Annotated in this window: 15 protein-coding genes; 5 read left to right on the plus strand and 10 right to left on the minus strand. The window is 52.6% G+C overall.

Annotated features, from left to right (window positions below):
- Window positions 1–5: 5 nt before the first annotated feature.
- The 8 genes from IEV89_RS01840 to IEV89_RS01875 are packed head-to-tail and all read right to left on the minus strand — an operon-like array spanning window position 6 to window position 6,236.
- Complete coding sequence (locus IEV89_RS01840; RefSeq protein ID WP_188469824.1) at window positions 6–533, minus strand: chalcone isomerase family protein; 528 nt, start codon at window positions 531–533, stop codon at window positions 6–8.
- Window positions 533–1,033 carry a DUF2878 domain-containing protein gene (locus IEV89_RS01845; RefSeq protein WP_188469826.1) on the minus strand — a complete coding sequence of 167 codons (501 nt, stop codon included), beginning with the start codon at window positions 1,031–1,033 and terminating at the stop codon, window positions 533–535. Before IEV89_RS01845 ends, IEV89_RS01840 begins: the two co-directional genes overlap by 1 nt.
- Entirely contained in the window at window positions 1,030–2,262 is a 1,233-nt protein-coding gene (locus tag IEV89_RS01850) for an SAM-dependent methyltransferase (RefSeq protein WP_188469828.1), read from the minus strand. Before IEV89_RS01850 ends, IEV89_RS01845 begins: the two co-directional genes overlap by 4 nt.
- A 2-nt stretch (window positions 2,263–2,264) precedes the next feature.
- Window positions 2,265–2,981, minus strand: coding sequence for a DUF1365 domain-containing protein (locus IEV89_RS01855; protein ID WP_188469830.1), 717 nt, complete (start codon window positions 2,979–2,981; stop codon window positions 2,265–2,267).
- Window positions 2,978–4,285: an NAD(P)/FAD-dependent oxidoreductase gene (locus tag IEV89_RS01860; protein WP_188469832.1), complete on the minus strand. Its 1,308-nt coding sequence runs from the start codon at window positions 4,283–4,285 to the stop codon at window positions 2,978–2,980. Before IEV89_RS01860 ends, IEV89_RS01855 begins: the two co-directional genes overlap by 4 nt.
- A gap of 7 nt (window positions 4,286–4,292) precedes the next feature.
- The gene (locus IEV89_RS01865; protein ID WP_188469834.1) at window positions 4,293–5,009 is read right to left on the minus strand and encodes an SDR family NAD(P)-dependent oxidoreductase; all 717 of its coding nucleotides are present in this window, start codon (window positions 5,007–5,009) and stop codon (window positions 4,293–4,295) included.
- A complete protein-coding gene (locus IEV89_RS01870; protein ID WP_229746335.1) occupies window positions 5,006–5,461 on the minus strand; it encodes a nuclear transport factor 2 family protein in 456 nt (151 codons plus the stop codon). The genes IEV89_RS01865 and IEV89_RS01870 overlap by 4 nt, the downstream gene beginning before the upstream one ends.
- Window positions 5,442–6,236, minus strand: coding sequence for a MerR family transcriptional regulator (locus IEV89_RS01875; protein WP_188469837.1), 795 nt, complete (start codon window positions 6,234–6,236; stop codon window positions 5,442–5,444). Before IEV89_RS01875 ends, IEV89_RS01870 begins: the two co-directional genes overlap by 20 nt.
- 234 nt (window positions 6,237–6,470) lie before the next feature.
- Between IEV89_RS01875 and IEV89_RS01880 the strand changes: the two genes are divergently transcribed.
- Window positions 6,471–7,004: a GNAT family N-acetyltransferase gene (locus tag IEV89_RS01880; protein ID WP_188469839.1), complete on the plus strand. Its 534-nt coding sequence runs from the start codon at window positions 6,471–6,473 to the stop codon at window positions 7,002–7,004.
- Between the two features lie 595 nt (window positions 7,005–7,599).
- Here IEV89_RS01880 and IEV89_RS01885 read toward each other — a convergent pair.
- Both IEV89_RS01885 and ompC read right to left on the minus strand, forming a co-directional pair.
- Window positions 7,600–8,406 carry a 5'-nucleotidase, lipoprotein e(P4) family gene (locus tag IEV89_RS01885; RefSeq protein WP_188469841.1) on the minus strand — a complete coding sequence of 269 codons (807 nt, stop codon included), beginning with the start codon at window positions 8,404–8,406 and terminating at the stop codon, window positions 7,600–7,602.
- Between the two features lie 193 nt (window positions 8,407–8,599).
- Window positions 8,600–9,709 carry a porin OmpC gene (gene ompC / locus IEV89_RS01890; RefSeq protein ID WP_188469843.1) on the minus strand — a complete coding sequence of 370 codons (1,110 nt, stop codon included), beginning with the start codon at window positions 9,707–9,709 and terminating at the stop codon, window positions 8,600–8,602.
- A 303-nt stretch (window positions 9,710–10,012) separates the two neighbouring features.
- On the opposite strand from ompC, the gene dinG reads away from it, so the two are divergent.
- From dinG to IEV89_RS01910, 4 genes are all read left to right on the plus strand, one after another.
- The gene (gene dinG / locus IEV89_RS01895) at window positions 10,013–12,184 is read left to right on the plus strand and encodes an ATP-dependent DNA helicase DinG (RefSeq protein WP_188469845.1); all 2,172 of its coding nucleotides are present in this window, start codon (window positions 10,013–10,015) and stop codon (window positions 12,182–12,184) included.
- Window positions 12,185–12,290: 106 nt separating this feature from the next.
- Complete coding sequence (locus IEV89_RS01900; RefSeq protein ID WP_188469847.1) at window positions 12,291–12,932, plus strand: FMN-binding negative transcriptional regulator; 642 nt, start codon at window positions 12,291–12,293, stop codon at window positions 12,930–12,932.
- A 75-nt stretch (window positions 12,933–13,007) separates the two neighbouring features.
- Complete coding sequence (gene ybiB / locus IEV89_RS01905; protein ID WP_188469849.1) at window positions 13,008–13,970, plus strand: DNA-binding protein YbiB; 963 nt, start codon at window positions 13,008–13,010, stop codon at window positions 13,968–13,970.
- Between the two features lie 923 nt (window positions 13,971–14,893).
- Window positions 14,894–15,235: a zinc ribbon domain-containing protein YjdM gene (locus IEV89_RS01910; RefSeq protein WP_188469851.1), complete on the plus strand. Its 342-nt coding sequence runs from the start codon at window positions 14,894–14,896 to the stop codon at window positions 15,233–15,235.
- The last annotated feature ends 105 nt before the right edge of the window (window positions 15,236–15,340 follow it).

Below are 15,340 nucleotides of genomic sequence, written 5' to 3' on the forward strand. Positions count from 1 at the left end.
GAACCTTAATCTGACGCCGTTGCGCCAGTAAGCTTGCTGCGTAAATCAGGATATTGGGTGCCAGGCGATAACCAAATCGCCAGAAACGCATCGCGAAATTCTGGGCTGAACGGTTTGCCAATTGGGCTGACGATGACGCTGCCAGGCGCACGACTGTAGAACTGTCCACCTTGGGCATCGGCCACAAAAACGATCTCACTCCCTTCTCTGACGTCCGGCCAGGTGTTTTCTACCGCATTCAACCAGCCATTTTTCTTTGCGGTATTTACCAAGCCCAGCGCCTGCCACTGATCTTCGGTCGCTTTGGCAAGCTCTTGGCGATCAATGCTGCGCAGGTAGTCGATCGCCAGCGCCAGCGGCCATTGCTGCGCCTGATATTTGCCATCGGGCGTCAGTAATGTGGAGTGATAAACGTCGAAGGGTCCCCAGCTTAACGTGGCGCGACCTACTCGTTGCCAATGGTCCCAGGGCGTCGAAGCGAAAGTCGCACATGAAAAGATCAATGCCAACGCGGCGATTGCAATATGTTTCATCAGGTTCTCCGTCGCGTATTCCTGTTGAGTAATATCGGTAGACTGATCAGCGGCAGGAAGATTGCCCAACCCACTGCCAGCAGCAACCACACGTAAGACGGCGTGGCGAGCAGGTTCATCGCGCCGAGCCGCATGCCAATGTAATAAGCCAAGGGACCGCTGACCGCACCGAGTGGTACCAGCCAGTACCATGTCAGTCGTACATTTCCGAGTAACCACAGCCACCAAGCGCTGAACCCCAGCCACAGCGCCATCATCCACGGCGGTAATCCCGGCGAGTTAGCGAATTCAAACAGACCGAGGATGCACCACAGTGAATCCATCATGATGCCCAGCATGCAGGCCAACGCGACCCAAAGACGACGCTGTGATGGTGTCAACGCCATCATCAAAAAACTGCTGATCAATAACAGCAGTATCACCCGTTCGCGCCCCCACACGGCCAGCGTCCACCAGGCATCGAAGCCTAGGGTCAGTAACCAGAAGCGCAGGGGTTTCATGCGCGTCTCTCAGCCGTCATCTGCACGGTACTGATGGTGCGTGCCCGGAAACCGGCCTCGCAATAGCACAGATAAAACAGCCAAAGTCTTTTGAAGTGATCATCGCTATCGGGTGAGGCTTGCTGGTTCCAATAGCAGATGACACGCTCGCGCCATTCGTGCAGTGTGCGGGCGTAGTCTGAACCAATATCAAACAGGTCGCGCACCACCAGACCCGTGTGGCGGGTCATCGCCTCGCTCATGGCGGTGATCGAGGGCAGAAAACCACCGGGGAAAACATAGCGCTGAATGAAGTCCACATTGCGGCTGTAATATTTGTAGCGTTGATCGGCGATGGTGATGGCCTGAATCGCCATGCGTCCTTGCGGTTTTAACAGTGCATTACAGCGTTTGAAGAAGGTGGGCAAATAGCGCTTACCGACCGCTTCGATCATCTCGATAGACACCAGTTTGTCGTACTGGCCGCGCAGTGTGCGGTAGTCTTCAAACAATACGGTGACCCGGTCGCTCAGCCCGGCGGTTTCAATGCGATGCACGGCAAAATCATACTGTTCGCGGGATATGGTCGTGGTAGTGACTTTGCAGCCATATTCGCGCGCAGCGAATTCCGCCATTGCCCCCCAGCCAGTACCGATTTCCAGCAGATGATCCCCGGCGCGTAATTGTAACTGTTCGCACAGGCGGCGCATTTTGGCTTCTTGAGCCTGATCCAGCGTCATCTGCGGCTCCTGATACCAGGCCGAGGAGTAGAGCATCTGGCTGTCGAGGAAACCCTGATAGAATTGATTGCCAAGGTCATAATGTGCCGAGATATTTTTGCGCGCCTGCTTACGGCTGTTGCTACGCAGCAGATGGATCAGACGATTCACTGGTGCGCTGAGCCAGCTCAGACGGGCTTCAATTCTATCGACCAGTCCGAGGTTTTCGGCCAGTAATTGCAGTACGGCTGTTAAGTTCGGCGTGGTCCAGTCACCATCGATAAAACTCTCGCCTGCTGCAATGCTGCCGCCCAGCAAAACACGGCGGTAGGCACGCGGCTGCTGGACTTCAATCACACCTTGTAGTGGCGCGCTTTCATCGCCGAAAAACAGCGGTTCCGTTCCCGGTTCCTGAATGGTTAAACCGGCGCCGCGCAGCTGTTTCAGAATGCTGAGGATCACGCTGCGGGCCGCTTTACTGCGTCGGCTTGTCACGCCTTCACGGGCAAGCTGTACATCTGGATTGCTCATCGTCAGTCCTTATCAGCGGGAGGGTGAGGATAAATAGGTGCGCGTTTGAGCCACAGTTTGATCGCCTGCCAGTAAATGGTGACAGCCGTTTTAGCGGTCATCAAAGGCAGTCGCCAGAGTTGCTTACGCAAGGTCTGGCGGGTCAGAGGCTGAGCTTTCAGCGTCAGTGTGGCGTCGAACTCTCGCGTTTTGCGATGGTTCTCTATATGGATACGTAACTGTTTGCCGGGCGGTGTCAACTGCCAGTGATACACCATATCCATCGGGTTAAAGGGGGATACGTGAAACGCTTTAGCGACGGGCAGGCTGCCATCTGGCAAGACGGCGTAAGTGTGGCGCTCGTTCCACGGCGTATTGCGCACTTCGGTTAACATCCAGCGCAATACATCGCCACTGTCATACAGGTAGTAAAAATTGACCGGATTGAAATAGAGGCCAAAATAACGTAGTTGGCATAGCAGCATCACCCGACCGGTTAGCCGGTCACCGGTCAGTTCAGCAATACGATCCTGCGCTTTGGTCTTGATGTCACCGCCGCCCAGATAGTCGCTGCGCCGGAAGCTGGCAGCGGAAAACGTCTCCAGTCGAATCCCCACCTGATGCAGCTTATCCAGTTCATCGAGATCGATGAGCGGCATAAAAATCGCATAGTCAAAATGGTGTTCCACCGGCGTGAACCGACGATGGCGTACCCCGCCGACGTACAAGGTGCTGTTCATGACAGCTCCTGCTCAGGCTGAGGCAGAGGATTGGCCTTTTTCAGTAGCTGATCTACTACGTCGCGGGCACTGTTGACGCCGTCTTCATGAAAGCCGTTGTACCAGTAAGCGCCGCAGAACCAACTATGGTGATGGCCGTTGATCCTGCCACGTTGCCGTTGGGCGGCGTGGCTGGCAAGGTTAAGCACCGGATGCATGTAATGCGTGCGGAACAGGATTTTGCTCTCGTCCACCGGCGTGACCGGGTTCAGCGATACGCAGAAGGTATGCGGTGAATTCAGGCCTTGTAAAATATTCATGTTGTACGTCACGTTGGCCTGGCGTTCACGAACCGCCGGGTCTTCAACCGGCAGCAGATAATTCCAGCTGGCCCACGCTCGTTTCTGCTGTGGCAGATGACGGGTATCGGTATGCAGAATCACTTCATTGGACTGATAAGGGAGTGCGCCGAGGATGGCTTTCTCGTCGTCGGTTGCGTTTTCGCCTAGCAGCGCCAGCGCCTGATCCGAATGGCAGGCAAAAATCACCTGATCGAAATCCTCCGTACCACGTGAGGTTTGCAATGTCACACCGGATTGATGGCGCAGCACGCTCTGTACCGGGGTTGAGGTGAGTAATTCAACGCTGGATGGGAGTTTTTGCTGCATCCGGCGGATGTACTCCCGCGAACCGCCAGGTACCACCATCCACTGCGGGCGATTGGCGACGTCCAGCAGGCCGTGATTGTCGAAGAAGCGTAAAAACATCGACAGGGGAAACTCACTCATCTCTCCCAGCGAGGATGACCAGATAGCCGCGCCCATTGGCAGCACATAGTGCAGGGAGAAAAACTCAGAAAAATGATTCTGCACCAGCAGATTGCCCAGCGTCATTTCGTCATTGTTCGGGCTTTGCAAACGCTGTTTGCACAAGGCGTTGAAACGTAAAATTTCGCGCAGAAAGCGCCAGAATGTCGGTTTGAAAAAGTTGCGGCGCTGGGCAAAAAGCGTATTAAGCGTATGGCCGTTATATTCCATTCCACTTTGCGGATTACGCACCGAAAAACTCATCTCGGTCGGCTGTCCCTGCAATCCTAACTCTTTGAGCAGAGCAATGAAGTGTGGATAAGTGCGCGAGTTGTAGACGATGAACCCGGTATCAATGGCGTATTCGCGGCCATCAAGGGCAATATCGACGGTGGCAGTATGGCCACCGAGGGTTTCGCCAGCTTCAAACAGGGTGATGGTGTCATCGGGTGACTGGCGGGACAACATCCAGGCGCAGCTCAGCCCGGAAATACCGCTGCCGATAATGGCAATTTTCATAATGGGGTTACCTCACCAACCGTTGAGCCAGTCGCTTCTGCCACGCCAGAGGCAGCAGAGCGACCGTTTTTAGCAACAGGGCAAACAGCGGCGGGAAGGCAATTTCACTTGCCCCGCGGGCCAACCCATCACGGATATATTTAGAGGCTTTCTCGACGGTGACCATCATCGGCATCGGGAAGTCATTGCGCTCTGTCAGCGGCGTTTTAACAAACCCGGGCATCACAAATGAAACGTGAATCCCTCGAGGAACCAGATCAAGCGCCAAAGAGCGTGCAAAATAGGCTAATGCAGCTTTGGATGCGCCATAGGCTTCCGCCCGTGGCAAAGGCACCAGTGAAGCGGTCGAACCCACTAACACGACACGTGCGCCGGTTTGTAAACCCGGCAGTAGCGCGTCAAGGCAGTTGATGGGGCCAATCACATTCGTATTCATTACCCGAGACACTTTCTCGGCATCGACCACGCCGTTGTCCAGATATTCGCAGGTTCCGGCGCAGAGAATAATGACATCAGCCTGAACCCATGCCAGTGACTGACGGGTTAACGCCAGATCGGTCATATCGAAAGTCAGTGTATTGATCTTTGGGTTGGTTGCGCGGAGTGCCTCAAGTTTGGCGGGATCACGGCCGCAGGCGGTGACTTTCCAACCGTCGGCGGCGTAGTCCAGTGTGAGCTGCTTGCCGATGCCTGAACTGGCACCGGTGATCAAAACATGGCTCATGATTTCAATCTCTCCTTCAACGCCTTGACGGCCGTTCCCAGCAGTGGAACATGCTCATACAACATGGCACCCATATCGTAATAATCGCGCTGATAGATAATCAGGCCATCGGCCTGGCGCAAATGGCTGATGCCATCCAGGGACAGGTCTTGCCCCTTTTGGAGCGAAGGATGTGAATAATCCATACGCCATAACAGTGTGGCTTCGCTGCCGTGCCGATGTATGTGCTGGATATCAAAACGGCAAGAGTTCACGGTTTTGAGCAACTGCCGGAAATAATGTTCCAGCGACGCCAGGCCGTCATGCTGACCGACGGGATCAATAAATTTAATCTGCGGGTGATAAATCTGCGACAACCGGGGTAGCTGACTGACATCGAGACGACGATAAAAATCAGCCAGCCGCTCAAGCGTCTCCATCGATTCATTAATATCAACACTGCTGTAAGTCATGGTCGTCTCCTTGGTGAGGGGCTGATTCAGTAAGCAGTGCCGCGCTTCCGAGCAGGTCGACTGGGAGGCCCTGAGCATGCCACTGTGCGAGTTTGTTTTTCTGCAAACGGGTCAGGCGTCCTTCGGACCACAACAGAATCTGGTGCGCGTGAATGTTATCCAGATGGGGTTCTTCAAGCGGTTGTGGCAGCAGGTCAATCTGTACACCTTCTTCTTCACTGCGAATAATGGCTTCAAGCCAAAGTTCAATGCTGTCTATCGATCCCCATCCCAACAGCACGACTCGCACACCGGTTTTTTTACGGGCGGCATTCAGACACATCACTGCGTGTTCAATCAGGATGCCATCCAGCAAATTGCGTAACAGCATCAATGACGGGCCACCGGATCCGAGCCGGGCACGCAGCGGGCGCAAAACGTTATTAACCAGCGCGTTCGCCGGGTAATCGCGCCCCAATTCACTGAGCAACTGACGGACTTTCTGCATACTGCTGTTTTGCAACGCGTCCAGCAGCCGATGTTCCGACTGCGACCAGCCGGTCGGCACCGGTTCCACTTTACCTTCCAGCAGGGCTTTTACCTGTCCGACCGGCACGCCACGGTTGATCCACGACAAAATGATGCGAATAGTGTCGAGATCGCTGTCATCAAACAACCGGTGGCCACCTTCGCTGCGCTGCGGTTTAAGCAGACCATAGCGTCGCTGCCACGCGCGGAGAGTGACGGGATTGATACCACAAATGCGAGCCACCTCGCCGATGCTGTACAAAGACATAAGTTTTCCGAAATATTCATACCGTTAATGTTTACTCTAGCTGTAATGAGGAAACTTGTACAAGTTTATTATCCTTGTACAACTTAGACCCTTATCAGAGCTTGTCAGATATCCCTTGATTCCCTCTGTACATCACTTCATCATTTCACGTTCCCGGCCCGGAAGATGCGTACTATGCGATTGTCATTTCCCGACCTTAATATCCTCCAGCCAGTGATCCCTGAGGCCAACAGCATGTCTAAACAAAATGAAGTGGTTGTGAGCGAAGTGTGTGACGGTGCCCTCAGTGCCGATGATCTGAATCAACTGGCCGAGATGCTGGATCAGGCAGTGGCGCAGGGAGCGAGTATCGGTTTTATTCCACCTTTCGGGCATCAACAAGCGCTGGCATTTTGGCTGAAACTCATTCCTGCATTCACTTCCGGAGAGCGCCGGTTGCTGGTGGCGCGGCTAAACGGCAAGATTATCGGCACGGTGCAGCTTGCCGTCAGCCAGCCCGCCAATGGCATTCACCGTGCTGATGTGAATAAACTGATGGTCCACCCCGACGCCCGCCGTCTGGGTATCGCCCGTTCATTGATGGTGGCCATCGAGCTTGTCGCGCGCAGCGCAGGCAAAACCCTGCTGGTGCTGGACACGATTTCTGGCGGTGCCGCCGAGAGCTTATACACTTCGCTGGGGTATGAGATTTCGGGACGAATTCCAGCCTATGCGATGTCGACGGACGGGGAGCTGGAACCGACAACAGTGATGTACAAGATTCTTTAAATTTAAATTCAAGACATTGGGTTGCCACCCAAACTGGCCTTAAGAAGCGCCTATCGCCGCGCCTCTTAATAATCTCCGGCTCTTAAAAACAGCAGCTGCGCAGGTCACAATGACCGTGTTTCAGGCGCCAAAGTGATAGCCGCAAAATGTCGCCGCTTAGGCGGTTCCCTCTGTTCAGGTTCCAACCCGCGCCAAAAGACGCGCGGTTTTGCACCTTTCCGTCTGCCTCATTTTTGAATGCGGCCTCGACTTTTGAAGGTCAATCACCATGCCGGTTTTGAATTTAGAAAAGCTTCGGCCACGTTCAAAATGTCACCAGCAAGTCGGTGGAAAGACAACATCTTTACCGTTGGCTCGAACCCGCAGCCGGGAAGCCCGTAGGGCTGACATTTTGCGGCTATCACATGGGGTAACTGGAACACGTCCGTTTCAACTTGCGCAGCAACGGAGTGAATAAAACGCGGGATGGGTAAGGGGATTCGTTTCAATCCCCTTACCCCGGTGTGGGCCGACGCCCACGACCTTGACCTTCAGGCCGGTTTGGGTGGCAACCCAAGGTTTTGACCTTAAAAAACGTTTCTCTGCTTTTTAACGCTTATTTCCCACTCCATACCCGTAAGTTCGCCTCACGAACCTTGAGTTTCTGCTCTGGCGTCAGCTTGTTGTAATCCGCCGCGAGGCCACTTTCCCAGTCACCGTACAGCGGGTTTGGCAATACGATGTACTGTGTGCCGAACTGGCTGTGGTTCTGGTTCACAAAGGCGCGGCGCTGGGTATTGTCTTTATGATACGTCGCCGAGCCAAAGTCATTCAGGTTGTCTCCGGCGTAGAGAACAATGTTGTAGCCCGCGGCTTTAATTGAGTCGAAGCGCGTCTGTTTGTTGGACGTATTGCTACTCAGCAACAAGGTTTTTTCGTTTACGCCAGTGAAACCAAGGCGTTTGAGGTTTTCCATGGTAGCGGCGTATTCGCTGGTTTTTCGGTTCGACACGTAGAACATCGTGCCGCCATGGGAATTCACATAATTAGCGAAATTAACAGCCCCCGGAACCGCCAGAGCCTGTTTGGCCGAGGTCCATTCTGACCAGGTTTTGCTGTCAAACGGCTTGTTGGCTTTCACCTGCCATGCGCTGTAGGCGCTGTTGTCGATCATCGTTTCGTCGAGATCAACGACCACGGCTTTGGGTTTGCCGTCGAGAGGCTTGGCATTATCAAACGCCACGGTGGCGATATTGAATGCCTGATAGGTTAGCGCCTGGTACTCACCAGACTGTTGGAACCAGTTCAGCGCCATCACAGATTGATCGTTAAGCTTTTGTTGAGCATCCGTTTTTTGCTGTGCACAGCCGGTCAGTGTCAGCAGGATCAATGCACTGGTGGTACAAAGCGTCATCTTTTTCATTCACTATCACCTTTACGCATTATAAGAAAAATCCTTAAAACATTAGCAGATTCATAAGATTAGTGAAGAGTGAAAATCGGGTCATGCGACACAAATAATAAAAAAGCCGGGGGATGAGCCCGGCGAATAATGAAACGAGTAACATTTTATCAATGAGGGGTGTGTGGACTTGTGAAGGTCACACGGGTCAATCTTAGAACTGATAAACCAAACCAACAGCAGTAACGTCGTCGGTATTTAGACCCAATTTGTTGTTGTCATCCAGTTGGTTGATTTTATAATCAACATAGGCTGACATGTTTTTGTTGAAATAATAGGTAGCGCCCACCTCGAAATATTTAACCAGGTCAACGTCGCCGATGCCTTCAATATCTTTACCCTTGGTCTGTACATAACCCAGGGAAGGGCGCAGGCCGAAGTCGAATTGATATTGTGCCACAGCTTCAACGGTCTGCGTTTTATTAGCAAAACCGCTTCCAGCTGGTGCGCCAGAAATACCTGTAGGGACAGTGATCGCGACCATATTACGGGTTTCAGCATACATAGCGGCTAAATAAACACCGTTGGCATCATATTTCATGCCGCCTGTCCATGCGTCTGCCTTATCACCTTTACCGTAGGCAGAGTTGCTCTGGCCAACAGTACGGTCAGATGATGCATAAGCGCCACCGACACTCACGCCGGTATCACCCAGAGCGTAAGTGGTAGAAAGTGCATAACCGTCGCCGTTTGCTGTGCTGCTACCACGACCGTCGTTTTCGTTTTTACCTTGGTACTGAACAGCAACATTCAGGCCATCAACCAGACCGAAGAAGCCGCGGTTACGGTAAGTTGCCAAACCGTTGGCACGGCCAGTCATGAAGCGGTCAGCCTTGGTGTAACCGTCGCCACCGAACTCAGGGAACATATCTGTCCAGGCTTCGACGTCATACAGTGCGCCATAGTTGCGGCCGTAATCGAATGAACCGTATTGGCCGAATTTCAGACCGGCAAAGCCCAGACGCGTTTTGGTGCCCGTGGTGCTTGGTGTTGCGCTGTCGGATTCGGCGTGGTTTGCCATGATGTTATATTCCCACTGGCCGTAACCGGTGATCAGATCGTTAATTTGCGTCTGACCTTTAAAACCGAAACGCACATAACTCTGGTCGCCATCATTACCTGTTGAATCAGAGAAATAATGCAGACCTTTTACTTTCCCGTATAGGTCGAGTTTGTTGCCGTCTTTATTATAAATTTCTGCTGCATGTGCGCCTGATGCAATCAATAAACCAGGAATTAAAAGTGCCAGAATTTTACGTTTCATGTTTTTTTACCCTGCATTCTTTATTAAAAGCTTTGGTTGGAAAGCTTTATATGAAGTCTTGTAGAAAGACGCTATTCATCATTTTGCTATTCATTTCGTGTGAGTTCGAAATTTTCTCAGCGAGGGTTTTTTACCGTACATATGTGATCAATTTATGACAATTAGAAATGAACTTTCTTTTTATTCGATAAATGAATCCTGCCATTTGAGTCAGGCAACACGATTTCGGGCTGCGTCGCAGCCCGGTCTGTGGGACAATGGCCGCCAGATTTTCCCTTAACAACGCAACTTTATAAGAGATGAATGGCGCTTTCCCCCGCGGTTAAAGATCAGATAAGTCAGTGGTACAAAGCCCTGCAACAGCAAATCCCGGACTTTATTTCTCGAGCACCACAGCGTCAGATGATTGCTGAGGTCGCGAAGGCATTCTCCGGTGATTCCGCACGCCATCTGGCGATCGAGGCACCGACGGGTGTCGGCAAAACGCTGTCCTATTTGATCCCCGGCATCGCGGTCAGCCGCGAAGAGGAGAAACCGCTGATTGTCAGTACCGCCAATGTGGCGCTGCAGGATCAAATTTTTAGTAAAGATTTACCTTTGTTGAAAAAGATCATTCCAGATTTAAAATTCACCGGCGCTTTTGGCCGAGGCCGCTATGTCTGCCCGCGCAATCTGTCGATGATGAGTAATGAGAATGCACAGGGCGATCTCGGTCTTTTTCTGGGTGAGGAACTGGCACCTTCGAGTGGCGAAGAGCAGAAATTGTCAAAAACGCTGGAAACCGCGCTGGCCCGCTACGAGTGGGATGGTCTGCGCGATCACTACAAGCTGACTATTCTGGATCCGCTGTGGGCCAAAATCAGCACTGACAAAGCCAACTGCCTCGGGCGCAACTGCCATTACTTCAAAGAGTGCCCGTACTTCGTGGCGCGCAAAGAAATTGAAAGCGCCGATGTGGTGGTGACCAACCACGCGCTGGTGATGGCGGCACTGGAGTCAGAGTCTGTGCTTCCGCCAGCCAAGGATTTATTGCTGGTACTGGATGAAGGCCATCATCTGCCCGACGTAGCCCGCGATGCGCTCAAAGTCGAGGCGGAGATCGGCGCGGTGTGGAATCATCTGCAACTCGATAATTTTGTTCGCCAGATTGAACAATGTCTGGCGTTGTTTACACCGAAAAACCCACCGCCGCTTACCCATGCTGAACGTCTGCATACACATTGTGCCGAAATGCGCGAACTGTTGCTGCTGATAGAGCAACAGGTGAGCCAGTTTCTGCCGCAGGATGTGCCGGAAGCAGAATACCGATTTGAAATGGGTGCGCTGCCACCAGAACTTACCGAACTCTGTGCCCGGTTGTTCAAGCTGACCGACGGTCTGCGCAGCCTGGCGGAGTACATGGTTAACGATCTGAGTGAAAAGACTGGCAAGCACGACATAATGCGTCTGCACCGCGCCATTTTGCACATGAGTCGCATGCAGGGTTACCTCGAAACCATGAGCAAATTGTGGAAGCTAGCGTCGATGGAGAAAGCGTCCAATGCGCCGATTGGCAAATGGGTCACGCGTCACTATTTCGATAACCAGAGCCATCTGATTTTCCACTGCGTGGGCATCCGCGTCAGTGAACAGCTCGAGAAATTGCTCTGGCGCAAGGTACCTCACGTGGTGATCACTTCAGCGACGCTGCGTTCACTCAACAGTTTTTCCCGCCTGCAGGAGATTAGTGGTCTGAGTGAGAAAGCCGGTGACCGCTTTGTCAGCCTGGACTCACCGTTCAACCATATCGAACAGGGCAAACTGGTGATTCCGCAGATGATAAATGAACCGTTGATGGCGAATGAAGCGGCACATCTGGCGGAAATGGCTGATTTCTTCCGCGCCGAACTGGCAAAAGGGTTACATAGAGGCCAATTGGTTTTGTTCGCCAGCAACCGTGCGCTACAACAGTTTGTCAGCCTGCTGCCTGATTTGCGCCTGATGCTGCTCGTGCAAGGGGATCAGCCTCGCTACCGGCTGGTGGAAGAGCACCGCAAACGGGTGGAAGCGGGTAGCACCAGCGTACTCGTCGGCCTGCAATCTTTTGCTGAAGGACTGGATCTGAAAGGTGATCTGCTGACACAGGTTCACATTCACAAAATCGCGTTTCCTCCCATCGACAGTCCGGTCATTCTGACCGAAGGTGAGTGGCTGAAAACCCTGAAGCGTTACCCGTTCGAAGTACAAAGCTTACCGAGTGCTTCGTTCAATCTGATACAGCAAGTAGGGCGGTTGATCCGCAGCCATGAATGCCGTGGCGAAATCGTGATTTATGACCGCAGGTTGATCACGAAAAATTACGGATCACGCCTGCTGGCCGCATTGCCAATATTCCCTATTGAGCACCGGGAAATGCCAGAACCGGGTTCAGTAAAACGCCCCGATCGGCTCAAAAGTGCCACCAAAACCGTGAAGCGTCGCCGTAAAGCGAAATAAATTTGCGTGCTGTATTCGTGTAATCCCCTTCTTTCGTCTCTTTACTCTTCCTCGTTCATGCATTATCAATAATTCTCTGATAAAGGATGAACAAGGAACGGCTCCGATGTATTTACCCACTGCATTCAAACAAGATGATATCCAGGTGCAGGCGGAGCTTATCCGCCAGTATCCGCTGGGGTTGCTGATCACCCACGGGCCTGACGGCTTCGAAGCCAACCCTATACCTTTTTTAGTCGACATCGACACGGCTGGGCAACTCACCTTGCGTGCGCACCTGTCGCGTGGCAATGCGCAATGGAAATCTTTGGCGGCTGACGGCCAGTGCATGGTGGTGTTTCAGGGAGAAGAAGGGTATGTCTCGCCATCGTGGTATCCGTCGAAAAAGCAAAATGGCGGGAAAACGGTACCGACCTGGAATTACATCACCGTGCAGGTGAGCGGCGAAGCGACCCTAATCGACAACAGCGACTGGCTGCTGACGTTGCTGCATGAACTCACCACTGTACACGAAGGTGGACAGCGTGAGCCGTGGTCAGTGAGCGATGCGCCGGAAAACTTCATCGCGGCGCAGCTCAAAGGTATTGTTGGTATTGAGCTGATAGCGCGCAAGACAGAAGGTAAGTGGAAGCTCAACCAGAACCGTACGCGGGAAGATGTCAGCGGTGTCATTCAGGGGTTGCGCGAACATCAAGGCCCACAAAGCGGGCTGGCAAGCAGCATGGCGAAGGCCAATTCTCTGAAATGAGCCCGCGACGGGCGTTTTCCCCTGTGTGCGACTGAGTTATGCTGGCAGCATTCGATATTGATTAATGGCGGGGCCATGGACTACACCAGGTTTATCAAAGAAGTGGGTCGCGGGAAGAATCACGCCCGTGATCTGGATCGTGAACAGGCGCTGGCGCTGTACCGTGACATGCTGGCTGGTGCGGTGCCTGATTTGCAGCTTGGCGCTCTGCTTATCGCCCTGCGCATTAAAGGCGAGTCAGAAGAGGAAATGCTGGGGTTTTATCAGGCGATGGAGGAGCAGGTGATGCGACTTCAAACTCCAGCAGAAGGTCCAATGCCGGTGGTGATCCCTACCTATAATGGTGCACGTAAACAGGCCAACCTGACGCCACTGTTGGCGATGCTGCTCAGTAAACTCGGGCTGCCGGTACTGGTTCACGGTGTGGATGAAGACCCAACACGGATCACCAGCGCCGAGATCTTACGCGCGCTGGGCGTCGGAGCGGCGCATAACCAAGAGCAGGCACAACAGCAGCTTGATGCAGGGCGTCTGCCGGTTTTCGTCCCTATATCGGTGCTGTGCGCGCCGATAGACAAGCAGCTTGCGCTACGTTGGAAAATGGGTGTGCGGAATAGCAGCCATACGCTGGCAAAATTGATCACGCCTTTTGCCGGACAAGCATCGCTGCGTTTGTCGAGTGTGTCGCACCCGGAATATATTCAGAAAGTATCGTCGTTCTTCAGTCAGGTCGATGGGCGCGCTTTGCTCTCGCAGGGAACGGAAGGTGAAGTTTATGCCAACCCACTGCGTAGTCCACCCGTCTATTTGATCGCCAACGGCGCGCAGGAGATCCTCATTGAGAAGCAGGAATTCGCTAATGTCGAACTGCCTGTATCAAAAGAGGTTGCTGCCACCGTGGCCTTCACCCAGGAGTGCCTGAACGGGCAACGGGCTATTCCGCAGGCTATCTCTAATCAGTTGGTTTGTTGTTTGGTGGCCACCGGAATATCGGGGGATATGGCGGAAGCGCGGATGATTATAGAGCAGGTGTTTTAGGCTTTTGGGAAAAGCCTAAGTAAAATTTCAATTCAAGTTCAAGGTTGTGGGCATCGGCCCACACCGTCCAGAGGGCGGCCCGTCGTCGCCGCCCTCTGGACTCCCGAGTTCTTTCATGAGGTTTTCGCTGCTGCGCGGGTCACCATGGCCGTGTTTCAGGGATTGTCGTTATCGCCGTAAAATGTCAGCCCTTCGGGTTTCCCGGCTGCGGGTTCAAGCCAACGGTAAAGATGTTGTCTCTCCACCGACTTGCCAGTGACATTTTGAACACGGCCGAAGCTTCTTTAAAATTCTAACCCCAACCCCAACCCCAACCCCAACCGCAAGGCAAAATCCAGAGCTGGATTTCGTTTTTAAAAAGCCAAGGCCGCATTCAAAAATGGCGCTGAGCCAGAGGTGGAAAACCGCGTGTCTTTTTACGCGGGTTGGAACCCGCAGCGAAGACACCGCCTAAGCGGCGCCATTTTGCGGCTATCACTGGGGTCACTGGAACACGTCCATCCCAACTTGCGCAGCTGCTGTTTTTAAAAGAGCCCGGGATTCTCAAGGGTGGTGGCGATAAGCCACCCTTGAGGCCAGTTTGGGTGGCAACCCAAGGTCTTGACCTTAAAATTGAATCTAAAGCCGGTTTGGGCGTCAGCCCAAGGTTGTGACCTTGAAGTTGAATCTAAAGCCAGTTTGGGTGGCAACCCAAGGCCTTGACCTTGAAGTTGAATCTAAAGCCGGTTTGGATGACAACCCAAGGTCTTGACCTTGAAGTTGCATGTAAAGCCGGTTTGGGCGGCAGCCCGACATTTTGAATTTAAAAGCAGAATTAGGTCACTCACTATCAAAATTGCGTATTAAAAGGTAAAATACCCAGTATTAAAGCTTTAAATACTGATTTTACTCATTTTTTAAAACCAATTTAACGAGGTTTATCCATGGAACAGTTACCTAAATGCCCAAGCTGCAGTTCTGAATTTACCTGGCAGGATGGTGCGATGCTGAATTGTCCTGAATGTGGACATGTCTGGTCACTGGAAGGCGATACTGAAGCTCAAGATGACGCGCTGGTGGTCGTTGACGCTAACGGTAATATACTGGTGGATGGCGATTCAGTCACCGTCATTAAAGACCTGAAAGTTAAAGGCAGCTCTTCGATGCTGAAGATTGGCACCAAAGTGAAAGGCATCCGTTTATGCGAAGGTGACCACAACATCGATTGCAAGATTGATGGTTTTGGGCAGATGAAACTGAAATCCGAGTTCGTTAAGAAAAACTGATTTGCCTCCGCATGACCCCGCCAGCACCTTTAGCGGTTTTGTGACATCGACAGAACCGCTAGCTCACTTTACACTCAATGCATAATCTCGTTAACTTTCAGTAGA

The sequence above is a fragment of the Hafnia psychrotolerans genome, from assembly GCF_014639435.1.
Classification (GTDB): domain Bacteria; phylum Pseudomonadota; class Gammaproteobacteria; order Enterobacterales; family Enterobacteriaceae; genus Ewingella; species Ewingella psychrotolerans.